This window comes from Bradyrhizobium genosp. P (assembly GCF_049949265.1).
GTDB lineage: Bacteria > Pseudomonadota > Alphaproteobacteria > Rhizobiales > Xanthobacteraceae > Bradyrhizobium.
This window is the reverse complement of record NZ_CP188195.1, coordinates 1,079,845-1,103,811: the sequence shown is the minus strand read 5'-3', so window position 1 is coordinate 1,103,811 and position 23,967 is coordinate 1,079,845. Positions and strand designations below refer to the sequence as shown.

The 23,967-nt window shown below is 63.6% G+C and carries 24 protein-coding genes; 11 read left to right on the top strand and 13 right to left on the bottom strand.

The genetic code is table 11. The annotated features are described in order from the left end of the window. Positions 1 to 6: 6 nt before the first annotated feature. Both ACP2YO_RS05325 and cysG read right to left on the bottom strand, forming a co-directional pair. Positions 7 to 324 (bottom strand): DUF2849 domain-containing protein, encoded by a 318-nt coding sequence (locus tag ACP2YO_RS05325; protein ID WP_426439727.1) that lies wholly within the window; start codon positions 322 to 324, stop codon positions 7 to 9. Beyond that, positions 321 to 1,772, bottom strand: a complete 1,452-nt coding sequence (gene cysG, locus ACP2YO_RS05320) for a siroheme synthase CysG (protein WP_426439725.1) — start codon at positions 1,770 to 1,772, stop codon at positions 321 to 323. Before cysG ends, ACP2YO_RS05325 begins: the two co-directional genes overlap by 4 nt. A 244-nt stretch (positions 1,773 to 2,016) precedes the next feature. On the opposite strand from cysG, the gene cysD reads away from it, so the two are divergent. The 3 genes from cysD to ACP2YO_RS05305 all read left to right on the top strand — a co-directional run bounded on the left by cysD (position 2,017) and on the right by ACP2YO_RS05305 (position 7,194). Then, positions 2,017 to 2,811 (top strand): sulfate adenylyltransferase subunit CysD, encoded by a 795-nt coding sequence (cysD, locus tag ACP2YO_RS05315; protein WP_426443071.1) that lies wholly within the window; start codon positions 2,017 to 2,019, stop codon positions 2,809 to 2,811. Between the two features lie 36 nt (positions 2,812 to 2,847). Continuing rightward, positions 2,848 to 4,767 carry an adenylyl-sulfate kinase gene (gene cysC, locus ACP2YO_RS05310; protein WP_426439723.1) on the top strand — a complete coding sequence of 640 codons (1,920 nt, stop codon included), beginning with the start codon at positions 2,848 to 2,850 and terminating at the stop codon, positions 4,765 to 4,767. Between the two features lie 264 nt (positions 4,768 to 5,031). Beyond that, positions 5,032 to 7,194, top strand: coding sequence for a malate synthase G (locus ACP2YO_RS05305; protein WP_426439721.1), 2,163 nt, complete (start codon positions 5,032 to 5,034; stop codon positions 7,192 to 7,194). Between the two features lie 66 nt (positions 7,195 to 7,260). On the opposite strand, the gene ACP2YO_RS05300 is transcribed toward ACP2YO_RS05305, so the two are convergent. The 3 genes from ACP2YO_RS05300 to ACP2YO_RS05290 form a co-directional block, all read right to left on the bottom strand. Beyond that, a complete protein-coding gene (locus ACP2YO_RS05300; RefSeq protein ID WP_426439719.1) occupies positions 7,261 to 7,416 on the bottom strand; it encodes a Thivi_2564 family membrane protein in 156 nt (51 codons plus the stop codon). A 113-nt stretch (positions 7,417 to 7,529) separates the two neighbouring features. Next, positions 7,530 to 8,159 carry a DUF2865 domain-containing protein gene (locus tag ACP2YO_RS05295; RefSeq protein ID WP_426439717.1) on the bottom strand — a complete coding sequence of 210 codons (630 nt, stop codon included), beginning with the start codon at positions 8,157 to 8,159 and terminating at the stop codon, positions 7,530 to 7,532. A gap of 9 nt (positions 8,160 to 8,168) precedes the next feature. Then, the gene (locus ACP2YO_RS05290; protein ID WP_426439715.1) at positions 8,169 to 9,005 is read right to left on the bottom strand and encodes a L,D-transpeptidase; all 837 of its coding nucleotides are present in this window, start codon (positions 9,003 to 9,005) and stop codon (positions 8,169 to 8,171) included. Between the two features lie 228 nt (positions 9,006 to 9,233). On the opposite strand from ACP2YO_RS05290, the gene ACP2YO_RS05285 reads away from it, so the two are divergent. From ACP2YO_RS05285 to ACP2YO_RS05275, 3 genes are all read left to right on the top strand, one after another. Continuing rightward, positions 9,234 to 10,358 carry an AI-2E family transporter gene (locus tag ACP2YO_RS05285; protein ID WP_426439713.1) on the top strand — a complete coding sequence of 375 codons (1,125 nt, stop codon included), beginning with the start codon at positions 9,234 to 9,236 and terminating at the stop codon, positions 10,356 to 10,358. A gap of 88 nt (positions 10,359 to 10,446) precedes the next feature. After that, positions 10,447 to 10,818, top strand: a complete 372-nt coding sequence (locus ACP2YO_RS05280) for a DUF883 family protein (protein WP_426439711.1) — start codon at positions 10,447 to 10,449, stop codon at positions 10,816 to 10,818. A 148-nt stretch (positions 10,819 to 10,966) separates the two neighbouring features. Further along, complete coding sequence (locus ACP2YO_RS05275) at positions 10,967 to 11,416, top strand: hypothetical protein (protein WP_426439709.1); 450 nt, start codon at positions 10,967 to 10,969, stop codon at positions 11,414 to 11,416. Between the two features lie 576 nt (positions 11,417 to 11,992). Here the strand turns inward: ACP2YO_RS05275 and ACP2YO_RS05270 are convergent. The 6 genes from ACP2YO_RS05270 to ACP2YO_RS05245 form a co-directional block, all read right to left on the bottom strand. Next, positions 11,993 to 12,397 carry a hypothetical protein gene (locus ACP2YO_RS05270; RefSeq protein WP_426439707.1) on the bottom strand — a complete coding sequence of 135 codons (405 nt, stop codon included), beginning with the start codon at positions 12,395 to 12,397 and terminating at the stop codon, positions 11,993 to 11,995. A 1,153-nt stretch (positions 12,398 to 13,550) separates the two neighbouring features. After that, complete coding sequence (locus ACP2YO_RS05265) at positions 13,551 to 13,676, bottom strand: hypothetical protein (protein WP_426439705.1); 126 nt, start codon at positions 13,674 to 13,676, stop codon at positions 13,551 to 13,553. A gap of 510 nt (positions 13,677 to 14,186) precedes the next feature. Further along, on the bottom strand, positions 14,187 to 15,485 hold the full coding sequence (locus ACP2YO_RS05260) for a biotin/lipoyl-binding protein (RefSeq protein ID WP_426439703.1): 1,299 nt from the start codon (positions 15,483 to 15,485) through the stop codon (positions 14,187 to 14,189). Between the two features lie 9 nt (positions 15,486 to 15,494). After that, complete coding sequence (locus tag ACP2YO_RS05255; RefSeq protein ID WP_426439701.1) at positions 15,495 to 15,698, bottom strand: DUF1656 domain-containing protein; 204 nt, start codon at positions 15,696 to 15,698, stop codon at positions 15,495 to 15,497. Further along, entirely contained in the window at positions 15,695 to 17,671 is a 1,977-nt protein-coding gene (locus tag ACP2YO_RS05250; protein WP_426439699.1) for an FUSC family protein, read from the bottom strand. Before ACP2YO_RS05250 ends, ACP2YO_RS05255 begins: the two co-directional genes overlap by 4 nt. 166 nt (positions 17,672 to 17,837) lie before the next feature. Beyond that, the gene (locus ACP2YO_RS05245) at positions 17,838 to 19,382 is read right to left on the bottom strand and encodes an acetolactate synthase large subunit (RefSeq protein WP_426443070.1); all 1,545 of its coding nucleotides are present in this window, start codon (positions 19,380 to 19,382) and stop codon (positions 17,838 to 17,840) included. Between the two features lie 172 nt (positions 19,383 to 19,554). On the opposite strand from ACP2YO_RS05245, the gene ACP2YO_RS05240 reads away from it, so the two are divergent. Both ACP2YO_RS05240 and ACP2YO_RS05235 read left to right on the top strand, forming a co-directional pair. After that, positions 19,555 to 20,127 (top strand): Lrp/AsnC family transcriptional regulator, encoded by a 573-nt coding sequence (locus ACP2YO_RS05240; RefSeq protein ID WP_426439697.1) that lies wholly within the window; start codon positions 19,555 to 19,557, stop codon positions 20,125 to 20,127. A gap of 316 nt (positions 20,128 to 20,443) precedes the next feature. Further along, positions 20,444 to 20,728 carry a hypothetical protein gene (locus tag ACP2YO_RS05235; protein ID WP_426439695.1) on the top strand — a complete coding sequence of 95 codons (285 nt, stop codon included), beginning with the start codon at positions 20,444 to 20,446 and terminating at the stop codon, positions 20,726 to 20,728. An 18-nt stretch (positions 20,729 to 20,746) separates the two neighbouring features. Here the strand turns inward: ACP2YO_RS05235 and ACP2YO_RS05230 are convergent, their stop codons facing one another. Next, positions 20,747 to 21,295: an NrsF family protein gene (locus ACP2YO_RS05230; protein ID WP_426439693.1), complete on the bottom strand. Its 549-nt coding sequence runs from the start codon at positions 21,293 to 21,295 to the stop codon at positions 20,747 to 20,749. A gap of 80 nt (positions 21,296 to 21,375) precedes the next feature. Beyond that, on the bottom strand, positions 21,376 to 21,972 hold the full coding sequence (locus ACP2YO_RS05225) for a sigma-70 family RNA polymerase sigma factor (RefSeq protein ID WP_426439691.1): 597 nt from the start codon (positions 21,970 to 21,972) through the stop codon (positions 21,376 to 21,378). Between the two features lie 142 nt (positions 21,973 to 22,114). On the opposite strand from ACP2YO_RS05225, the gene ACP2YO_RS05220 reads away from it, so the two are divergent. The 3 genes from ACP2YO_RS05220 (at position 22,115) to ACP2YO_RS05210 (ending at position 23,808) form a co-directional block, all read left to right on the top strand. Beyond that, positions 22,115 to 22,255, top strand: a complete 141-nt coding sequence (locus ACP2YO_RS05220) for a hypothetical protein (RefSeq protein WP_426439689.1) — start codon at positions 22,115 to 22,117, stop codon at positions 22,253 to 22,255. A 213-nt stretch (positions 22,256 to 22,468) separates the two neighbouring features. Then, complete coding sequence (locus tag ACP2YO_RS05215; RefSeq protein ID WP_426439687.1) at positions 22,469 to 23,314, top strand: alpha/beta fold hydrolase; 846 nt, start codon at positions 22,469 to 22,471, stop codon at positions 23,312 to 23,314. Further along, positions 23,314 to 23,808: an organic hydroperoxide resistance protein gene (locus ACP2YO_RS05210; protein WP_426439685.1), complete on the top strand. Its 495-nt coding sequence runs from the start codon at positions 23,314 to 23,316 to the stop codon at positions 23,806 to 23,808. The genes ACP2YO_RS05215 and ACP2YO_RS05210 overlap by 1 nt, the downstream gene beginning before the upstream one ends. Positions 23,809 to 23,967 lie beyond the last annotated feature (159 nt).

Here is a 23,967-nt window from a genome sequence, read left to right as displayed (position 1 = left end):
TGAACCTTACGCCGGTACCGGGATGTCGATCGTGACGCCCTCGGAACGGATCTGTTCGCGGAGATTGCCGGGCTTGATCTTGCCGCCGTCCTTGATTTCAACCGGCGCGATATAGGCGCCGATCGCGCCGACATCGTCGGCTACGCTTTCGGCGAGCAAGGCGCGCGCATCATCTGATGTGCTGACCGTCGCGGCGTCCCGCAATACGGTCGACCAGCTATTTTGCGCGGTCCGGTACACCACGGCACCATCCCAGGTGCGATTGGCGGTCACCACCGACGGGCCCGTAATCCTGATTTTCTTCTGTTCGAGCGGAGAGGTCATTCGGCAGCCTTCAGCAGTTCGGAGAACATCTGGTTGGAGAATAGTTGAGTGACATTGGATTGGCTCCACGGCGCGGAATGCGCGACCACGTCGCCGATGATGAGAATCGCAGGACCGCCATCGATCTGTCTGACCAGCTCAGGCAGCCGCGCCAAGGTGCCGACCGCAGCCTTGGCATCCGGCCGCGTCACGCGCGCGAATACGCCGACCGGCGTCTCCGGCGAACGGCCCGCCGCGAGCAGGCCGTCGCGGATCGATGGCGCGGCGGTCATGCCCATATAGACGACCACGGTCATCTTCTTGTCGGTCAGCACCGACCAGTCCACGACTTCGGCATCGCGCGCCTTGTGCGCGGTGAGGAAGGTGATCCGCAGCGCCTCGTGCCGATAGGTCAGCGGCACCTCGAATTGCGCGGCGGCCCCGAGCCCCGCGCTGATGCCGGGAATGATGGAATAGGCGACGTCGGCCTCGCGCAGCGCTTCGATCTCCTCGCCGCCGCGGCCGAAGATGAAGGGATCGCCGCCCTTCAAGCGCACCGCGCGCTGGCCTGACTGCGCTGCCTCGATCATCAGTTTGTTGATGGCGTCCTGGCCGATGCCGGGCTTGCCGACGCGGCGGCCGACCGGAACGCGCGGGGCATCGCGCCTGATCCGGTCGAGAATTTCCGGGGACACCAACTCGTCGTAGAATACAACGTCCGCGTCCTGCAGCGCGCGCAGCGCCTTCACGGTGAGCAGGTCGGGATCGCCCGGACCGGCGCCGACCAGCGTCACGTGCCCAATAGCTTTTCCTTCCGCACTCGCGCCGGCGAATGCGGCAGGATCGGTAATAGCGTTCAGCGTCAGCTCGGCCTCGTCCTTGCGGCCGGCGAGCACCAGCGCGCCGATCGGGCCGTCAATGATGCGCTCCCAGAAACGGCGGCGCAGCGGAAACTCTCCAATGCGGGCATTGATCGATTTACGGAAACGTCCGATGAAGGTGGCGAGATCGCCGATGCGGGCCGGCAGCACCGCCTCGATGCGCTCGCGGACGCGCCGCGCCACGACCGGCGACGCGCCGCCGGTGCCGACTGCGACCACGACATCGCCGCGATCGACGATCGCCGGCATGATGAAGGTCGAATGCGCGAGGTCGTCCATCACGTTGACGGGCAGACCGACCACCTTCGCACGCGCCGACATCGCAACGCCGATATCACCCGCGCCCGCGCAGAGAATTGCAATGATGCCAGAGAGATCTGCCGCGAGCGGATCGCCATCGACACGCTCGATACGCGCCGCTTCGTCCGCCGTGAAACCGGCGAGATCGTGATCGCCATCGGTCGCGTACCAGCGGACCTGCGCACCCGCGGCCGCGAGCAGCCGCAACTTGGCGCGCGCGAGGTCGCCCGCTCCAACGAGCAGCACCTTGCCGCTTTGCAGATCCAGAAACACAGGCAGGTATCGCATCAGACACTCGCTTCCCCAACTTGGGGGTTGACTGAAATTATTTTCTATTTATCTCTCAATCAAGGTCGATAAAGAGAAAATTATTTCTTCTATATTGCGCCGCAACTTTAGAATTTTCACCTCCTCAGGCCAAGGCCGATAGATGCATCTTCTCGACAAGGAATCCGCCGCCGCCGGGTTGCGATCCGCAACCTCGATCAAAGCAGCTTCCGTGCCGACGATTTCGGCCGGGGCCGCCCCGTCGATGGATCACCTCGACGAGTTGGAGGCGCAGAGCATCTATATCTTGCGCGAGGCGTTCGCACGGCTGAAGAAGCTCGCGCTGCTGTGGTCGCTCGGCAAAGACTCCAATGTGATGATCTGGCTGGCGCGCAAGGCGTTCTTCGGCCGCGTGCCGTTTCCGGCACTGCATGTCGACACCGGCAAGAAGTTCCCGGAGATGTATGCGTTTCGCGAGCGCTTCGGCAAGGAATGGGACCTCGACCTGAAGGTCGAGCCCTGCCCGCCGATCGACAGCGTCGATCCGACCCTGCCGCCGGCGGCGCGCTCGGCCGCACGCAAGACGGAGGGGCTGAAGCTCGCGCTCAACAAGTTCGGCTTTGACGGATTGATCGCCGGCATCCGCCGCGATGAAGAGGCGACGCGTGCCAAGGAGCGGGTGTTCTCGCCGCGCGGGCTCGAGGGCGAATGGGACGTCCGCGATCAGCCGCCAGAGTTCTGGGATCATTTCAACGCCTCACCGCCGCAAGGCGCGCATTTGCGCATCCACCCGATCCTGCATTGGACCGAAGCCGACATCTGGGCCTACACCAAGCGCGAGAACATCCCGATCATCCCACTGTATCTCGCCAAAGACGGCAAGCGCTACCGCTCGCTGGGCGATCAGGACATCACCAACCCCGTCGCTTCGACCGCCTCCAACATCGACGAGATCCTGACCGAACTCGAGGATACCAAGGTTCCGGAGCGGGCCGGCCGCGCGCTCGATCACGAGACCGAGGATGCGTTCGAGCGGCTGCGTGTCGCCGGCTATCTCTAGACAATACTGGGCTTTCCCCTTCGTGCGAGCGTTCCGATGAACATGATCCTTCCCACCGCCGCGATCTCGGCAACGCCCAACGGCACCACCCGGCCGCAAGTGCGTATCGTCATCGTCGGCCATGTCGATCACGGCAAGTCCACTTTGGTCGGCCGGCTGTTGCATGAGACCGGCAGCCTGCCGGACGGCAAGCTCGAGATGCTGAGGGCAGTCAGCGCGCGGCGCGGCATGCCGTTCGAGTGGTCGTTCTTGCTCGATGCGCTGCAGACCGAGCGCGACCAGGGCATCACCATCGACACCACGCAGATCCGCTTCCGCACCGGCTCGCGCGACGTCGTGCTGATCGACGCGCCCGGCCACGCGGAGTTTTTGCGCAACATGATCACCGGCGCCTCGCAGGCCGACGGCGCGGTGCTGATCATCGATGCGCTCGAAGGCGTGCGCGACCAGACCCGGCGGCACGGTTACCTCCTGCATCTGCTCGGCGTGAAGCAGGTCGCAGTCGTCGTCAACAAGATGGACCGCGTCGACTTCAGCCCTGACAGGTTCAAGGAGATCAGCGACGAGATCTCGGCGCATCTGACCGGCCTCGGCGTGAAGCCAACGGCTGTGATCCCGATCTCGGCACGTGACGGCGACGGCGTTGCCGAACGGACGCCGCGGATCGGTTGGTATGCCGGTCCGACCGTGGTCGAGGCGCTCGATGCGCTGGAGCCGGCGCGGCCGCTGGAGCAGCTCGCACTGCGCCTGCCGGTGCAGGCAATCTACAAATTCGACGACCGCCGCATCGTGGCTGGCCGCATCGAGTCCGGTAGCCTGAAGGCCGGCGACGAGATCGTGATCATGCCGGCCGGCAAGATCGCGAAGATCAAGACCGTCGAGAGCTGGCCCGTGACCCCGGTTGACGGTCCGCAGACCGCGGGGCGCTCGGTCGGCATCACGCTCGACCGCGAGCTGTTCATCGAGCGCGGCGACGTGATCGGCCATGTCGGCGAGAGCCCGCGGGAAACCCGCCGCATTCACGCGCGGATTTTCTGGCTGCATGACAAGCCGCTGTCGAAGGGCGACCAGATCCTGATCCGGCTCGGCACGCGCGAAACCCGCGGCAGCGTGGTTGCGATCGAGAAGGCTGTCGATCCCGGCGCGCTGTCGAACGAGGAGACCACGGCGATCGCGCGCAACCATGTCGGCGAGATCGACATCTCGCTGGCGCAGCCGGTCGCAACCGATCCCTATACCGAGAATCCGCGCACCGGCCGTCTCGTGATCGAGGTCAACGGCCGCATCGCCGGCGGTGGCCTCGTGCTGTCGGTCGATGCCGGCCAGCGTGCCGTGCCGGTCGATATCGTGCCGGTGGAATCAGCACTGCGGCCCGACGAGCGCTCGGCGCGCTATCACCACAACGGCGCGGTGATCTGGCTGACCGGCCTGCCCGGCTCGGGCAAGTCGACCTTGGCGCGCGCGCTGGAGCGACGGCTGTTCAGCCTTGGCGGCTCGCCGATCCTGCTCGACGGCGACACCTTGCGCGCCGGCCTCAACAGCGATCTCGGCTTCTCGCCACAGGACCGGGCCGAGAACATTCGCCGGCTCGCTGAGGTCGCGACGCATCTGGCGCGCAACGGCCACATCGCGATCGTTGCCGCGGTGTCGCCGGCGGCCGCCGACCGTGCCGCTGCACGCCGCATCGCCGACAGCGCGTTCCGCGAGATCTATGTCGCAACCCCGGCCGAAGTCTGCGAGACGCGCGACCCCAAGGGCCATTACGCCAAGGCCCGTTCGGGCGCCCTGCAAGGCTTCACGGGCATCGGCAACGACTATCAGCCGCCGACGGGCAACGAACTGACCATCGACACCTCGAACCGTTCGGTTACTGAGGCCGCCGACGAGATCGAGCGGATGCTGGCCCATACCGGCATCCTGTTCGACGACCTGGCCGACTTCGCGGCGAATATCTAACGAGGCCTCCTCCGCTGTCATCGCCCGGCTTGACCGGGCGATCCAGTATTCCAGAGACGCCGACGCGAGAGCCGAACGGCCGCGGCGTACTGGATGCGCCGCTTGAAGCGGGGCATGACAGCAGCGCGGGGCGATAAAGGGGGCCTTCTCAGAACCGTGGCTTTAGGGCTAAAAGAACCGTCAACGCGGCCCTTTGGCGCGTTTCTTGCTGTTTTTCTTCTGAAGGCAGTCTCTAAACGCCCGGTTCTTTTGAGAAAGCCCACCATGACTCGTGTCAATGCCCACGGATTGAAGATCGCCCCTGTCCTGTTTGATTTCATCGCCAAGGAGGCGACGCCCAAGACCGGAATCGCGCCTGACGCGTTCTGGGCCGGATTGGCCGCCATCGTCGAGCGGCTCGGGCCGAAGAATCGCGAGCTGCTCGCCGTCCGCGACACGCTGCAGGGCAAGATCGACGACTGGCATCGCGCTCATAAAGGCAAGGCCTTCGACCTCAACGCCTACACCGCGTTCCTGAAGGAGATCGGCTATCTGCTCCCTGAGCCTGCGACGCACAAGGTCGAGACCGCTGATGTCGATGAGGAGATCGGCAAGATTTGCGGCCCGCAGCTCGTGGTGCCGCTCACCAACGCCCGCTATGCCCTGAACGCTGCGAACGCGCGCTGGGGTTCGCTCTATGACGCCTTCTACGGCACCGACGCGATCCCGCACGATGCGAGCGAGACCGGCAAGGGCTACAACAAGGCGCGTGGCGACAAGGTGATCGCCAAGGCAAAAGCCTTCCTTGATGCCGCCGTGCCGCTGGCGACCGCAAGCCACACCGACGTCACCTCCTATAGCGTGATCGCAGGCCAGCTCTCGGCCAAGCTGAAGAGCGGCAACGCCACCGCGCTGAAGAACGCCGCGCAGTTCGCCGGTTACCAGGGCGATGCGGCTCAGCCTTCCGTGATCCTGCTGGTCAACAACGGCATGCATGTCGAGGTCAGGATCAACCGCAGCCACACCACCGGCAAGGACGATCCGGCCGGCGTCGCCGACATGGTCATGGAATCGGCCGTCTCCACCATCCTCGACATGGAAGACTCGGTCGCCGCCGTCGATGCCGAGGACAAGGTGCTGGTCTATCGCAACACGCTCGGCCTGATGAACGGCACGCTGTCCGCCGATTTCGAGAAGGGCGGCAAGACGCTGACCCGCGCGCTCAATGCCGACCGCGTCTACAAGAAACCTGATGGCGGCGAGCTGAAGCTGCACGGCCGCAGCCTGCTGCTGATGCGCAATGTCGGCCACCACATGTTCACCGACGCGGTGCTCGACGCCAATGGCGAGGAGATTCCGGAAGGCATTCTCGACGCCGCCGTCGCGGGCCTGCTCGCGATCCACGATCTCAAGGGCTCGTCGAAGCTCAAAAACAGCCGCACCGGCTCGGTCTACATCGTCAAGCCGAAGATGCACGGCCCCGACGAGGTGACGCTGACCTGCGAGCTGTTCGCCGAAGTCGAGAAGATGCTCGGGCTCGCCGAGAACACCATCAAGGTCGGCATCATGGACGAGGAGCGCCGCACCACGGTCAACCTCAAGGCCTGCATCCAGCGCGCCTCGAAGCGCATCATGTTCATCAACACCGGCTTCCTCGACCGCACCGGCGACGAGATCCACACCTCGATGGAAGCGGGTCCGATGATCCGCAAGAACGACATGAAGGCGCAGCCCTGGATCAAGGCCTATGAGGACTGGAACGTCGACATGGGCCTGATCGACGGCCTGCCCGGCCACGCCCAGATCGGCAAGGGCATGTGGGCCGCGCCCGACAAGATGGCGGACATGCTGGCACAGAAGATCGGCCATCCGCAGGCCGGCGCCACCACCGCCTGGGTGCCGTCGCCGACCGCAGCCACACTGCACGCGCTGCACTATCATCAGGTCAACGTGATGGCACGGCAGCAGGAGCTGACCAAGGGCGGGCCGCGCGCCAAGGTGTCCGACATCCTCACCATCCCGGTGTCGCAGTCGAACTGGGCGCCCGACGACGTGAAGCAGGAGATCGACAACAACTGCCAGGGCATCCTGGGCTACGTCGTGCGCTGGATCGATCAGGGCGTCGGCTGCTCCAAGGTGCCTGATATCCACGATGTCGGCCTGATGGAAGACCGCGCCACCTTGCGTATCTCCAGCCAGCATCTGGCGAACTGGCTGCATCAGGGCGTCGTCACCCACGACCAGGTGATGGAGTCGCTGAAGCGGATGGCCGTCGTCGTCGACAAGCAGAACGCAGGCGACCAGCTCTACCGGCCGATGGCGCCGTCGTTCGATGGCGTGGCGTTCAAGGCGGCCTGCGACCTCGTCTTCGAGGGACGCACGCAGCCGAACGGCTACACCGAATACATCCTCACCGCGCGCCGCCGCGAGGCGAAGGCGGCGGGCTGATCCGCGAAACCGCGACGACAAGCAAAAGCCCCGGCACCGAGCCGGGGCTTTTTTGTTGGCCGCAGCTCAGAACACCGCGAGATATTTCAGCAGCGAAACGATGCCGATGATGATCACCACGAGGCGGGCGATCTGCTTGGCGCGGCCGTCGAGCGGCAGCATGTTGATGAGATAAAGCACGAGAATAATGACAAGGAATGTGACGAGTACGCCGACGAGCATGCTGGGCCCCCTGATGGCATCGGTGAAAGTGCTGTTCGCCCTTCATCAACGTGCCAAGGGGTGGCCAGTTCCATGCCATGGAACCCAAACAGATCGGCTGCGCGACAGCGGCGCTACTCGCGCGCCACAATCGGCGCACGCTCATACTTGGCGCGGATGCGCTCCGGCACCGGTGTGAAGTTCAGCTCGGCGCCGCGGCGATCGACGCGGCGGGCGACCATCAGCCCGTCCTTGGCGGCGACGATGTCGCCATTGCGCAACGTCGGATCGTCCTCGATCTTGACCGCCGCGAGCCCAACTGGATCCTTGCCGTTGCAGGTGCAGCCGGCGACGATCTGGTCGCGATAGCGGAACGCATTCGGCAGCTCGGAATAGGGTTTTCCGTTTTCGGTCGCGGCGCTGTCGATGCTGCCACCATAGACCACCTCGGTGGCACTCGCGGGACAGAAGCTGTTGCAGGCCTCGGCCTTGCTCTGGTTGCCGGTTGCCGCGAGCGGGAAATAGCGGCCGTCGCAGGTCCGCACGCAATAGGCCTGGCCGCCGCCAAAGCGTTGGCGCTCGACCCGCTGCACGACCGGCGCGCTGCCGTCATCGAACGGCATCCGGATTACCGGCGGGCGGCCATGCATGAAGCCGCCGAACAGTTGCGAGAAGAAGTCCTGGGCCTGGGCGGCGGGCGCCAGCGAGAGACCGAGCAGCGCGACCGTCCCGAACACCCATCGCCTGGTATGACGCCTCGCCATGATCGATCCTCAGTACAGCGAGGACGTCGTCATGACCGCCGGACGCGGCTGCGCCGAGCCCGGACGGACCGAGATCTGCGTCGTCGTCGGGCCGAGCTCGCGGGCAGCGATGTGCGGCGCGTTCTTCGGCAGCACCACGACCTTGGTGCCGACGTTGACGCGACTGAACAGGTCGCTGACGTCTTCATTGGTCAGGCGAATGCAGCCGGACGACACGAACTTGCCGATCGTCGTGGGATCGTTGGTGCCGTGGATGCGATATTCGCTCGAGCCGAGATACATGGCGCGCGCGCCGAGCGGGTTGCCCGGGCCGCCCGCCATGAAGCGCGGCAGATAGGGCTGGCGCTTGATCATCTCGGCCGGCGGATGCCAATCCGGCCACTCTGCCTTGTTGCTGATGGTCTGCACGCCGGACCACGTAAAACCCTCGCGGCCGACGCCGACGCCGTAGCGGATCGCCCGGCCGCCGCCGAGTACGTAATAGAGTGCAGTGTTGCCGGTATCGATGATGACGGTACCGGGCGCCTCGTTGGTGTTGATCGCAACCGTGGTACGGCGCAGCCGCTCCGGCAGCGCGCCGTCCTCGGTGGCGGGATCGGTCATCACCTGGTCGTTCGGAAACCCGCCGGGCTGGGTCCGCGCATAGCCGAGCGCCTGGCTGTTGTCGTAGGTGCCCTGTCCGTAGCTGTTCTGGCCGTAGCTTTGCGCACTGGCCGAGCTGGCGGCGACGAACGGCGCGACGAGCAAAACGCTGGCGATGGCAAGCGTGCGAGCGGCGCGCGAAGGAAGAGTGCGCGCGGCGCGCGACGGAGGAAGCCGGCGGCTGGATGCAGACTGCTGTGTCATGGACTGCCCCTGAAGCGTGACGCATCGTGGTGATGCTATGCCGAGCCAACGCCGCCCATGGCCGCCGGTTCCGCCGCGAATCATCCCAAGGGCACGATTGTCAACCCGCGCAACCTCACGATCCCGCGATGGAACCTTCGTCAGGACTGGCCGTTGGCACCCCATCAGTTCGACACGCGAGGCGACTTGGCGGCGCGGCTTCGGCCGCGCCTCGGCGGGAGAATATTTGTGCGTGTGCTTCCCGGTGAACGACTGCTCCCCAACGCGTCCAAAGGTGGCCCTCAAGGTGTACCGGTCCCCGACAGCGAGGCCGAACTGCCGCCGGTGATCCGCCGCGCCGAGGTGGTGGCCTTCGCGCTGGTCGCGCTCCTCGTCATCGTCGTGGTCGCAGTGCTTTATCAGGCCCGGGCGCTGTTCCTCCCGATCACCATGGCCTTCATCGTCGGCACCATGCTGTCGCCGGCCGCAAGCCTGCTCGAACGCTACCGGATTCCCCGCCCGCTCGGCGCGGTCCTGCTGGTGGCCGCGGTCGGCGCCACGGTCGCCTTCATGGTCGGGCTGATTTCCGCACCGCTGATGGAGTGGAGCTCCCGGCTGCCCGAACTCGGCGCGATCCTGAGGGACAAGATGCATGCGTTCGACCGGCCGCTCGCGCTGTGGCAGGAACTGCAGACCATGGTCGGAGGCCCCGGGACGCTGGCGACCTTCCAATTGCCGAAATTCGAATGGGTACAGCCGACGCTGGAATTCCTGTCGCCGACCTTCGCCGAATTCCTGCTGTTCATCGCGACCCTGATCCTGTTCATCGCGAGCTGGAAGGATCTGCGCCGCGCGCTGGTGATGACCTTCGGCGAGCGTGCGGCCCGGCTGCGCGCGCTGCGCATCCTTAACGAGCTCGAGACGCATCTCGGCAACTATTTGCTCATGGTGACCATGATCAATGTCGGTGTCGGCGTCATCACCGGCGTGATCTGCGCGATCACAGGCATGCCGAACCCGGCCGGCCTCGGTGCGCTCGCCGCGACGCTGAATTTCATCCCGATCATCGGCCCGGTCGCGATGTTCGCGGTGCTGATCGCCGTCGGCATCATCGCCTTTCCGACCATCGGCGCCGGGCTGATCGCGCCGGCGTGTTTCGCGGTCGTGACGTTCCTCGAAGGACATTTCGTGACGCCCACGATCGTCGGCCGCAGGCTGTCGCTGAACGCGCTCGCGGTGTTCCTCGCGCTGGCGTTCTGGACCTGGCTGTGGGGCCCGATGGGCGCCTTCCTGTCGTCGCCGCTGCTGATCGTGGGGTTGATCGTGAAAGAGCATTTGATGCCGGTCAATTCGCCGCAGTTGCCGGACGGTTAGCTCTAGGTTTGCCTTGGGTTTCCGCGACGGAACTTCGGCGGCGGCCGAACGTTTGCTCATCGAAACGCAGGTTTTCCGGGAGCTTTCGATGTCGAGCACGGACAGCGCATTTGGGAGCAGGACCATGACGGACAAAGCAACCTACGATCGTCTCGAGAAGGATGTCACTGCCGTGAAAAACGATATCGCCGCCCTCACCGAACAGATCACCGACGCGCTCAATTCGTTTGCGGGCAATGCGAGCAAGGAAGCCCGCCGCCGCTACAAGGACGCGCGCGCCAACGCCGAATCCACCTTCGACGACATGTCGGAGCGCGGCAACGCGATGATGGGCGCGGCGCAGGATGCGGCTTCCTCGATCGAGGAGACGCTGGAAGAGGTGATCACGCAGCGGCCGCTCGCGACCGTCGGCCTCGCCATCGGCATCGGCTTTCTGATTGGCGTTACTTGGCGACGGTAAGCAGACGATATTCCCCAGCCGATGAGGCCAGTGATGGCAGTCGCGCGCAAACCACCCTTTTGGGCGAGATGGCAGCGCTGGTTTGTTGCCGCGAATTTCGTCCACGCTCTTTTCAAGGCAAGGCAACCCTTCAAGGCAAGGCAACTCCATGCTTCAGCGGCTGATCGATGACGTCAAGGAATCGGCCGGGAGCGCGGTGCGGCTGACGTCGCTCGCCGGCGCCGCCGCGATTGCGCTGTTCATCACCACCGCCTTCCTGTGCGCCGCCGCCTTCGTGGCAGTGCTGCAGAACTTCGGTCCGGTGCCGGCGTGCCTGGCCGGCGCCGCGATCTTCTTCGTGGTCGCGCTGATCGCAGCCATCAGCTACATGGTGCGCAAGCGTCAGATGCGGCGACGGGCCGCGGAGGCGGCGAAAACCGCCAAATCGGCCGCAGCAACTAGCCTGCTTGCCGACCCCATGCTGCTCGCCACCGGCCTGCAGATCGTCCGCGCCATCGGGGTCAAGCGCCTGATCCCGATCCTGGCCGTCGGCGGCATCGCCCTCGGTGTGATGGCCAGCCGCAGCGCAGCGAGCAGCGAGGCCGCGGAGGAGCCGTAGCGTTCCAAGGTCGCGCTGATCCGATAGCATCACTACGGCCTCCACCAAGATGATGTCATCGCCCGGCTTGATGTTTAGCCGGGACAGATCACTGACGGGTGTTCGAAGACATAGCTGACACATCAGCTCAATCACGACTGTCTCTGGAATACTGGGTCGCCCGGTCAAGCCGGGCGATGACAGATGTGAAGGGGGATTCAGCTCCGCGTTCTCGCGACATGATTTGCACGAGCTTTGCATTTCGTTTGCCCTCTCTCTTGGTAGAGGGCGCAGGGAAAGCCGGGTGCCGATCGCACCCATGGGCCCGGTGCAACAAAAAGCACGGGGGTAGGACCACAGGTGTAACCGGGAACTCCGGCTTTCCCTGCGCGATGGGTTACGGCTTATACGTGCTCTTTGCGCAATCGGCGTCCACCGCATCCCACCGCGCGTTCGTGACGTGCGCTCGCCCCTCAATCGGGTGGGACAGGCGGATTCATACACTAAGTTGCAATTCCGATAAACGGAAATGTTTTTGTCACGGGGGCTTGCCCCCGTCGGGCAAATCAGTGCCAGGGGCGGCTTGCGATCCGAAGCTCAGGTGATGCAACGGCCGGGCTGCAGCAGCTTGGCGACGTCGGTCAACACGCTGACCACGGGCTCACAGGCAACCTTGCGGCCCTCGCCGGGCTTCGACAGGCCGGGACCAGCCGGGCGGCTGCGTGCCTCCTCCCTCGCCGAGGGAATGCGAACCAGCACTGACGTATCGGCAAGCCCGTCGAACTTCAGTGCAATGGTCCGGCTCTTCTGGCCGAGCGCCGGAACCTCGGCGCGATCGGTCTTGCCGGCGCGATTGACGACAGTTTCAGGCACGGCAGACTCAGGCATGGCCGACGTGGTGACCTTGCTGCCGATCAGATCGTGGCCGAATGCGAACTGGACGACGCTGATCGTCAGGCCGACCGCGAGGACGCCGAGAATTCCCTTTTGAATCTGTGACATGTTTGGATGTCCCTCGCCCCGTGAAAATTCCCTTGGCGATCAGGAACACAACGCGAGTGGAACCCAGGGGTTCGCGAGCCCCACCATCACTTAACCGTGTACGAAAATATTTTCACTCGCCTGGAACGAGTCCCGGGGGCTCCGAGTCATCACGGCAGCCGGTTATTCCCCCTGCCCCATTGACCGGTGACGTAGGGCGCGACCGTGGTGATGCCGGTCGCGCCCTGCTTTTTTTTCGAGCATTTTGGAAGACGCTGTCGTTCCGCCCCACCTCTGTGCTGGGCCGCACTGCCAGAACACCGGCCCTTCCTACAGGGTCGTGCCCCTCGAAAACGCAGGCCAGGGGACCGCACGGGCTGACTGTCGGCGCCTCAAACGCTTGCCGTCCTCGGCGAGCTGCAAGACCTCACTGGCGGATCAAAGTATCAGCTTCCGTCAGGGCAACCCTAACATCGTCACCACACTCTCAACGCACCCCCGCGTCGTCTCGGATATCGATAAGACCGAATTGCCCGTTCACGGGCTGCGATCCACCGCGTCAACGCTCCTAAATGAAGGCGGCAAACGGCACGCGGATGCGATCGAACATCAGCATGCGCATCAGGAGGCAATGAAATCAGTGGCGCCTACATCCACGCCGCCAAATTTTGGCAAGAACGCGTACGAATGATGAGCTGGTGGGCGGACGGATCGTGAAGACAACGGTCGCATTGTCACAATAAGCGCTTGAAGAACACTCAGAAGTGGCAGTTGGTCACGTCGACGTAGCCGCGCGTCCAGAAGTGCGAGAAGGGATCGCACTAGCACCAAACGCCTGCGTCCGACCGTTGTAGTGACGAGTTGGCCAGCGCCTATCAGCTCGTAGAGCTTTGTGCGCCCTAGGCCGGTTGCCTCGTAGGCTTCGTCGATCGTACAGGTGAACCGCTGAGCAAATGGAATCGTATGCGGATTTCCGGATTTCGCGGTGCATGGAGCAAGTTGTGGCTGCTCTCTCTCATTCACTTTTCGTGGACGGTATCTCACGAACCCTCCTATTCGCGCTAAAACTCAGCAAAGCCAGAGTCGACTAAGTGACGTCCAACGTCAATGCGAACATCCGAGGGCCGGCGCGTATGGCAGCGTGCATCAACGAACATTCGAAGACTTCGGAGTATCAACGGCGGAATAGAATTTTTCGCGCCGTCTTGCCAATATGCCTGGCGCCCCCGCTTACCGCCGGCCGCGGCAGTTTTCGCTCGACCAGCAGGCGATCAATGGTGGCTGCGCTGACGCCGAGCATCAGCTCTCGATCAGCCTGGTCGAGCTGGAGCCGGCCATGTCGCTCCAGCGAACACTGGTTTGACGATGTCGCAACAGAGGCCCAGCGGATTACTTTCATTGGGTCGCTGGACGGCTAAGGCGTGAATGAGGAGTAGATTTATCTATGCCTTCCGTAGCACACCGTGACTAAGAGATCGTCTGCGCGCCTGACCGTTGCGCTCCGAAGGCAAAGGTCACACGTTTGAAGTGTCGGGTACGCCGGTTTTTCTTTATTTTACAGCGCTGTATGCGCGCTCCGATAAAAGCTCCAGCGCCGGCTCATTCGAGCAAGTAAGCAATCCGGAGAAAAATCGTCGGTGAGCGCCAATAGCTTGGTGGCCATCTGAAGTGGAGAGTTCGCGCCGAAGCAACACAGCACGATAATCCTGGTGCACAAGTATCCCACTCGATACCGCACTAGGACGTTTGGTCACGGCTGGTCCCCCAATCGGGGTGATTGGAGCGTGAGCATTCTGCAAGGCATCGCGGCTCACTGCGCCGCGGGTGGCTTGTTCATGCCGGGGGCGAGGCCAGGGTTGAGTTCTTCGGGATTGAGAGGTGTAGCGGGTTTGGGTGTGGGAAGGGCTACTGTCGCGCCACTCTCGCCTCCGATCCGTGGAATGCAGCCGGGTGACGGCTTCGACCCGCGAATGATGTCACCGAGGCGATTCGCAAGGCTGGCGAAGCGCTGGCGCCAGCCACCGCTTTCCCGCGCCTCGGCGTCGCGGATCGTCACGGTCGCGGTCATACCCGAAACGAGCGGGACGCCGGCCGGGACATCGGTGATGCGGATGCGGACCGGCACGCGTTGCGCTAGTCGTACCCAGGTGAAGACCGGATCGACGTTCGGCAGGCCCTGGGTGCCCGACGCGGCGTTCGAGACGCTGATGCCGCGGGTCACGGTCTGGACCCGCCCCACGATCGGCTCGCGGTAGCCCATCAACATCGCCTCGGCGCGGTCGCCGACGCAGACATGGGCCAGCTTGGTTTCATCGAAATAGCCGTCGATCCAGTAACTGTCGGCATCGATCACCGAGATGTTCGTCGTACCCACGTGAGCAAAGTCGCCCACCCGCATCAGAAGATTGGTGAGATAGCCGTTCACGGGACTGCGCACCCGCGTCCGCTTGAGGTTGATGTCGGCCTGGGCGAGCTGCTGCTGGGCGGCGTCGAAGGCGGCCTGCGCCTGCGTGGCGTTGCCGACAAACAGCTGCTGCTGCTCCGCTGTCGTGGCGAGGTCGTCCAAGTGCAGCTGACGCTCCGCCTGCTGCCTCTTGACCTGCAGATCGGCGGCTTTCTGCTGCAGCTGCGCCTTGGCTGTGTCGAGCGCCACCTGAAAGTCGAAGGGATCGATGACGTAAAGCACGTCGCCTTGATGGACGAACTGGTTGTCGACAACCCGGACTTCCGTGATCTGCCCCGACACCTCGGGCGCGATGCTCGCGACCTGCACGCGGACGCTGCCGTCTCGTGTCCAGGGCGCGGTGACATAGAAGTCCCAGATGACCAGCGCGGCGAGCACCGCGAGGGCGAGGATGAGCAGCGTCGCCGCCGTCTTGAGCATTTCCCGAGCAAAACGAGCCGTACGACCTGGACGACCGGGCGCCGGCCCTTTCGGTGGACGCTCACTTGGATCGGCGATCGGCGTAGGCCCTTCCAAAGCAGCTCCACCCTCCTCGCTCGGCACGGGGGTGCCGACGTAAAGCACGGAGCGCTCGGCCGGCCCCCGACCAAGCTCGGCGACGTCGGACGTCGTTCGGTCGTGTGGGATGGAGCTCGGCGATTGCAAGGACACCTCCTAGAACAGCACGATTAGCAGCGCGAGGATCAGAACGTAGAGGCTCAGTTCCGCGACCGGCGGGCTGCTGAAGGCGCGACCAAAGGCGACGAGGCGAAGGAAAGGACGCAGCACAGCGAAGATCGCGATCGCGGCGCCCGCGTAAATCACGAAAGGAGCGACGAGCACCCCGCCGATCGTCAATTCGGGGAAGCTGTGCATCATGAGCTGGTCCTCCGGTGTGGATCGAGGCCGAAAGGACTGGTGTCGATCAGTAAGGCGGCCCAGATCAGATCCAGGCTGGCCGCGCGAGCTTTTGCCTGACCATCATGATCGAGCTGGGTCGCCGTAGCCGCGAGATCGGCGGCGGCGCGGCGCAGGCCAGAGGGGTCACAGGCGACCAGGGCGGAATATCCGTCCCCAACCAGGCGCCCGCCCGTGCGAGCGGACAGTTCGGCGAGCGCTGTCCTGACCCGTCGCACAGCCGCCGCGCGTCCGAAGATGTCGAGAGCCTGACACAGGTCGTCACGGCGTTCATCGTCGTCGGTGGGCTGCAGTGCGGCCAGTTGCCCGATGCGATCCGCGTCGCGGAACAGGGCCTCGTCATCCAGGCGTCGGGACCGGCCGCCGGCCAGGAGGTCGCGCATCTCCGCTCGTGCCGATGCCAGGCACCAGCGCCGCCGTAGCGCGTCGGATGTCGGCAGGACAATCCGCAGAAGGACAAACACCAGGATGGCGGACGTGATCGCCATGAAGCTGAAGAACAGATAGGTATCGGGGTTATAGCTTTGCGGGTTCGTTGGGGCGAGCATCGTGGGGAAGAAGACGAGCACCAGGGACGCGATCCCAGCCAGTCCCGGGTTCGGGATCGTGACCAGCAAGGCGGCGGCGAGGACGCCTGGCGCCATGCCGATCGCCAGAAGGGGAAACTGGTCGACGCCGTCGAGGATCACGAACTCCGTCACGCCCGCAAGCAGCGCGGCGATCGGCATCGCGATAACAGCGCTGGCCGCGAAGGCTCGCGGGTTCTGGGTGTTCGCGCTCAAAGCTATGAACACCCCAACCAGGGAGACGGCCTGCGACGCGAACGGCCAGCCGCCGAGGGAAAACAGGGTGGCGGAGATCAGCACCACCAGAAACGCACGCAGACCGTCTCGCACTGCCGCCCGACGCGAGCGGTAGATGGGGGTAAGGATACGGCGCGCAGGATCGCGGCCCGCCTCCAGGTCTTCGATGGCGTCCTGCGCCCGCCGATTCGCGATTAGTAAGCCGCGAGCATGGCGGGCGAAAAGCGCGTCGTGCGGATCGGCGCAGGTAACATCCGTGTGCGCCTGCAGGCAAAGCTGCAACGCACGGCTCTCCTCCCCGAGGCCATCGGCGAGGGCCTTGCCAAGCGCTTTGCGAAGATATGGCAACGTCGTGGCAGGGAGCGACGCCATTGCGCGCGCGGCGCTGACCTCGGCGACCAATGCGACGGCGGCGCTCCGGGCTGCCGCGCCTCGCGCCCATCCGCCGCTCGATTCGGAGGCGAGCGAAGTGATGTCGGGATGAAGGGCGGTGATCTCGCGCAGCAGATTCGCCGACCGGATCGGGTCCGCACACTCACCGCCGAGGATGGCGAGCGCGAAGACATGCACGCGCCGATGGGCTGCCGTAAGCTTGCCGGAAAGGCCCGTGTGGACATTCGGGGCGGCAAACACGTCGCTGACCAGGGCGAGCGCGGCAATTCCTACTACGATCGCCGCGCCGCGGTTGACGCCGGCCAAGAAAATGTTCTGCGGCGAGTCGATCTCGGTCACAGCGACCAGAGCAACCGTATAACCGGACAGCACGGCGCTGTAGGCCCTGTTGCCGTCCAAAAGTCCACCGACATAGACGCAGAGCCCGAGCCAGCCCGCGAAGCCGACCATGAACAGCTCGCGCGTCTGCGGGAACAACCCAGCGATCACAAACGACGCGACAACCCCAATGATAGTGGCGAGGACCCGGTAGGCGGCCTTTTGGTAGGCCTGCCCCCGCGTCTGCAGAGCGAGAACGCCGACGGTGACCGCAGCGGTCGAGGCGCTATCGAGCTGCAGCCAGAACGCCGCGTACAGCCCTACCATCATGGCCGCCCAGATCCGCAGCGCAAAAGCCCAGGCGGAGAGGGGAAAGCCGGCGATGGTCACCGTTGGGCGAACGCTCTGCACGAGGGTCACGGCTACTTGTCCTTTCACACTAGAAGCCAACGGGGCGGAGCTGCGAAACGTCCTGACGGCTCTGCGGAGCGCGCTGAAATTGCAACTGCAAGCAACCCGGCAGTTCGGGAGCCGGAGGAGATCACGCCATGACGCAGAATATCGCTGTTGATGATTTTGCCTGATGTTAGACGAGGGCCTCGATGAGGCGTGGGCCGCGCGCCTTCATCGCGGAACGGACCGCCGCCTCAAACCCACGGCAAGTGTCAACGCGCACGGCTTCCACGCCCATGCCCTGGGCGAGGTGGACCCAGTCCAGCGTCGGGTTGTGCAGGTCAAGCATCGCGAAGGCCTTGTCCCCCTCGGCCGCGCCCACCTTTTCCAATTCCTGGCGCAATATCGCGTAGGAGCCGTTCGCATAGATAATCGTGGTGACGTCAAGCTTCTCGCGTGCCTGCGTCCACAGCGCCTGTAGCGTGTACATAGCACTTCCGTCACCCTGCAGAGTGACCACCTTCCGGTCCGGACAGGCGACCGCGGCACCGGTCGCCAGCGGGATGCCATCACCAATTGAGCCACCGGTGAGTTGCAGATAGTCGCAGGGAGCCGCAGTATCGAGCAGATCGTAGTATGGGAAGACAGCCGTCAGGCTCTCATCGACGATGATCGCGTTTTCCGGCATCAATTGCCCCACAATCCTGAGCACCGCCTCATTGCTCAGCGGGGCGCCGTCCGTCGGCATATCGGGGGGGTGCAACCGCGCGACAGTGGCGGCCTTCCTGGCGCCGATCGCGTCGGCGAGTGCTTCGAGCGCGCCCGGACCGTCCTCATGCGGCTGTGCCAACACGAGCAGCGTGCATCCCGGAGGCGTAAACTCGCTTGGCAGGCCAGGATAGGCGAAGAAGGCGACCGGTGCCTGCGTGCCAACCAAAATCAACGTCTCGGTTCCGGTCAGGAACTCGATCGCCGGCTTCGGCCGATAAGGCATCCGTTCTACGATCGCACGCCCTGCGCCGCGCGCGATCCGGGGCGCGAAGGTGTCGCAGATGAGCCGGGCTCCTGTGGCGGCTGCGATCCGCCCGGCGGCCGCAAGGCCATGGCCGCGCAGGGCTTCCCCACGCAACAAGAAAGCAACCTTGCCGCCGGTACGGAGCGCGGCAACGGCCTGTTTGACCGCCAGATCGCCAACCTGGGCGGGGCCGTTCACGGGCAGCGCCGGATAGGAGCGCTCGGCGTCGTTCCAGGCGGTGTCCGCCGGCAGGATCAGACTGGCGATTTGGCCTGGGGCGACGCGCGCTGCCTGCACTGTCCGGGCCGCATCAGCCGCGACGTCCCGAGCGCTACGCGACTCATGGACCCAGTGTGACACGGTATGCGCGAAGGCGGCGACGTCCGAGGTCAGCGGCGCATCGAAGCACTGGTGGATCGTCGCATGGTTCCCGATGATGTTGACGACGGGCGTTCCTGCCTTGCGGGCGTTGTGCAGGTTAGCGAGCCCGTTCGCCAGACCCGGCCCCAGGTGAAGCAGAGTTGCCGCTGGCTTGCCCGTCATGCGGGCATATCCGTCGGCCGCGCCGGTAACGACGCCCTCGAAAAGTCCGAGAATCGAACGCATGCCAGGCACCCGATCGAGGGCGCTCACGAAGTGCATCTCCGAGGTACCCGGGTTGCCGAAACAGACATCCACGCCGCTGTCGACGAGCGTATGCGCCAAGCTCTGGGCCCCATTCATGGGAGCGGATGGCATGGGGACCACACCCGTCACGGCGCTGTCCGAACCGTTGAATCTTGTCCGTATACCGTCCATTTCTGTCCTCGTTGACGTCATCTAGCGATCCTCCCGAAGGTCGAGAGCTGGCAAATGTTAACGCCAAGATGGGAGTGATAATTGGCTATTTTTCGTCTTGAAGCCAGAATTTGCGGTGACTATAACCAATAACTTCAAGATATTTGGTGATTCCATGATACCGCTCGATGAGTTCGATTTGAAAATCCTTCGTGTGCTGCAGGAGAACGCACGCGTTACCACGCAGGAACTGGCGGAGCGCGTGGGGCTCTCCGCCACGCCATGCGCGCGCCGGGTGAAGCGAATGGAAGACGAAGGCGTGATTGATCGCTACGTGACCCTGCTCGATCCGGAGCAGCTGGGCATTGGGCTGAGGGTCTTCGTGAATGTGCGACTGAACACGCAGGCGGCAAAAACGTTCGACGCGTTCGAAGCGGCGGTCAGGAAGTTGCCGGAGGTGATGGGCTGTTACCTACTCGCCGGCAACTATGATTACCTGATCCACGTGCGCGTGGCGGATGTGGAGACTTACAGACACTTTATACGCGACCGCCTCGTCGCCATCGAAGGAGTCGGCGAAACGCAATCGAGCATCGTCCTAGAGGAAACGAAACACACGACGGCCTTACCCTTGCCCGTTGTAAATCAGCACCGAAGTGGGCCCCCCCGCCGATCCGCTTCAAGCCCCTAATATAGCGGAAGAAATTTCGTTCAGGGCGGGGTCCCGATCGGCGCCGATCGGGACCCCACCACCTTGTCGATTTGTGCAGTTGTTTCAGGGCACTATTGGGCACGGCCGGGTGCTTGCAGCAAAAAAACTAGGGATGGACGCGACCTCCGAGGCCTCTTTCGAGATCTTGATGAAAGAAGAGCTCGCACAAGTGGTTTTCGTCGATCCGCCGTAGAATGTTCGGATTGAGGACCATGTTTCTGGAAAGGGAAAGATCCGACATCGCGAGTTCGCCCAGGGTTCTGGCGAGTTCAAGCGAGACGAGTTTACTCGCTTTTTGACCAGTAGTTGCGGACTGCTCGCGAAGCATAGCATCGATGGGGCGATCCATTATGTTTGTATGGATTGGCGGCACGCTGCAGAATTGCTTGCGGCTGGTGAAGACGTCTACTCCGAGCTAAAAAATATTGCGGTGTGGATAAAAAACAATCGTTGGATGGGATCGCTCTCCCGCTCCCAGCATGAGCTGGTATTCGTCTTCAAATCCGGTACCGGGCGGCACGCCTATGCAGCGTCCGACGGACGTTACGTTGCCATCGCGCCGACCGGCGAAGATTCCTGACGACTCAACGCCTCCATCTCACCAGCGCAGGACGCGGCGTCCCACGATAGCGCCGATGGCCGCCATGATGGCGCAGGCCACTCCGTACCAGATCGCGACGAAAGCCGTGCCGTCATTCTTGCAGGCGAGCGTATATGCCATGGCGCCGAGAGATGCGGAAAGCATTCCAATGACTGCTCCCGCGAAGAGAGGCCGCGTCGACGCGCCTTTCCGCATGACGACGACGAAGATCAGGATCATGGCCGGCAGCGAAAGAAAAAGAATGTGGCCCATGCAGAAGGCAACGGCAGTGTTGGTTCTTCCCATGATCGGAAAAGCGGTCGGATCGAATATGACGCCCAAAGTTAGTAAAATGACCGCTGGCGATAAAGCGTATAGCGCAGTCGCCGATGCGCCGGGCGTCGCGGCGTAGAGCGCCACGACGGACGACCCGACCACCAGGACGCCCGTGTAAGCAAGCTTGAACGCGAACGGCATGCGGACCGCCATATCGGCGAAGTCTTGACGGATGCCGATCACCGAAAAGACAAGAAGGAGCGCGCAGGCAAGCGACGCGGCACCGGTCACTGCGAAGGCGGCCTGAAGGGAAGCGCTCCGCCGCGTGCCGGCCCTGCTCGCAAGGGAGCGGATGAGATCATCGGTGCTTGTCATGCGCGTTCCTTGGAGGGCGGTTCGATCGTCGGAGCAGGATCTGCAGCGCCCAGAAGACGCCTGATCGCGCGGTGCAGCGTCACCCGGACCGCGCCCTCGCTGGTCGCAAGGCCCAGGGCGACATTGCGGACGGATACGCCTTCGATCGCGATCGCGCGGACGATCTTGCGTTGGCTGACGGGCAACACCGCAAGATGCCGATCCACCTCCCACGTTGAGTGATTGGCCTCGTCGGCCGGCGACTCAACGATATTGAGCCAATCCTCAAGAGGCAGATCGACGCGCCGCCGCGTCTCATGTCGGCGGTGGCGCGTGAAGTCAATGAGCTTGTAGCGAGCGATCGCGTACAACCAACGCAGGAACGGGCGTGTCGGATCCCAGGTATGCCGCTTGCCGTGCAGGCCGATGAGTATCTCCTGTACCAAATCTTCAGCCTCATGTGCGCCGAGACCCACGCGAGCGAGACGCGGCGCAAGCGAGCGACGCAGGGCAGTCGCGATTTCTTTGAGCATGCGCTCATATGCGAGGCCTTCGCCGCGCCGCTCGGCGTGCATGGCCTCTGCCCAGCGCTGCTCGCGCTCTTCCACGATCATCTATTCGGCTCTCGCTGCCTCAGGCTTACAAAGTAGGTTCTCGCCTCAGAAATTTGAATCACAGCCGCGTGAGCCGGTTGCGAAAGCGGCATTTCGCCCGAAGGACGCATTGAAGCGCATCGCTTCGCTAAGGAGAAACTAAATGACTAAGCTTAAACTTCCGTCGGCTGGGATGATTGCTGCAGCCATGCTGGCAACTCCCGTCATGGCACAGAAACACCATCTGAATGCGCGGCAGGTCGCAAAGGACGCCAATGCCAGCATAACGCCCGCCGGGCGTTAGTAGTCACGTGAGACCACATCAACTCGCGATGAACTCACAGGCAACGTCGAGACGTTGTTGGCCGCCGAACATATTCGGTGCCGAACTCAGGTAGCCAGAAAGCCAAGGGCAATAGGAGGATCTGCAATCGACTCTCACGAACTCAAACTTTCCATGTAGCCAACTCAAACTCTTCCAGTAGCCAACTCCAACTTTACGCAAAGGAGAACTTCCATGAACAGCCAAGACGATCTTCGGCAGAGACATCCAATCAATCGACGCGCATTCGTAAGCATGGTGGCTGCGGGGGCGGCAAGCACTCTCATCCAGGGCAACGCCTCCGCTGCGCAGCCCGCGCCGAGGGCCCGAAACGTCGTCCTGGTGCACGGGCTGTTCGCGGACGGGTCATCCTGGTCCGAAGTGATCGCACGATTGCAGGCAGCGGGGCTCAATGCCACGTCCGTGCAAAATCCTCTGACAACGCTGCCTGACGCGGTAGCCTCGGCCGAGCGCGTGCTGGCGCGGCAGGATGGTCCGACGGTGCTGGTTGGGCATTCCTTCTCCGGAATGATCGTGACAGAGGCAGGTCAGCATCCGAACGTGTCGGCTCTTGTCTATGTGGCGGCGCGGGCGCCGGATGCGGGCGAGGATTACACGGCATTGGCCAAGGCATTTCCTGCGCCACCGGCGTCCGCCGGGATTGTCTTCGACGGCGATGAAGGACGTCTCAGCGAGGCCGCGTTCTTGCGCGATTTCGCGGGCGACCTGCCGGAAGCGAAGGCGAAGATCCTCTATGCGGTCCAGGAGCCGTTCCAGAAGGCTCTGCTCACGGGCAAGACGACGCATGCGGCCTGGCGGTCGAAGCCGAGTTTCTATGCCGTTTCAACGGAAGACCGGACGATCAATCCCGATCTCGAGCGCTTCATGGCCAAGCGCATGGGCGCCAAGACCATCGAAGTAAAGGCGAGCCATCTCTCGATGATCTCTCATCCCGACGAAATCACCCGGTTGATCCTGGAAGCCGCCGGACAGCCCGCCCACTTGGCAGGTGTGCGTCCACGTCCACGGGCCGTTCGCTGATGACGTGCGGCGAAGTCCGGACGACCGGTCCCAAATCAGCGACTCCCAGCGAAGAAGGCATATGTGTCATGGCCAGTCTATATTCCACAAAAGTCACGGCGAGCGGAGGCCGTCACGGTTCGATCCGCAGCGAAGACGGTCTGCTCGACCTCAAGCTCGCGCTGCCCCGGGCCCTTGGCGGAAGCGGCAATGCGACCAATCCCGAACAACTCTTCGCCGGCGGGTATGCGGCCTGCTTCGAGAACGCACTCCTTCATGTGAGCCGGGATGGCGGCCACCGCTTTGCCGATGACGATATCGACGTCGTCGCCAGGATCGACCTTGGTCGAAATGGCACAGGAGGCTTCGTCGTGGCCGCCGCGCTTGGCGTAACCATTGCCGGCATCGACCAACAGACCGCTGAACGGCTCGTCGAGGGTGCTCATGCGATCTGCCCGTACTCGAATGCGATCCGCAGCAATGTCGATGTCATCATCGCGGTCTGGGTCCGGTGAGCCCAACCGATCGATTTCACGCCGAGTTCCTCGGAACAATGCCAGAGAAAGAGAGATCAGAATGAAGAACTGTAATGCACAAAGGGCTGCGAAGGGAATTTTGATCGCTGCGGCCGTCTCGTCAATGTGTGACATTGGCGCCGCATTCGCACAGGTCGG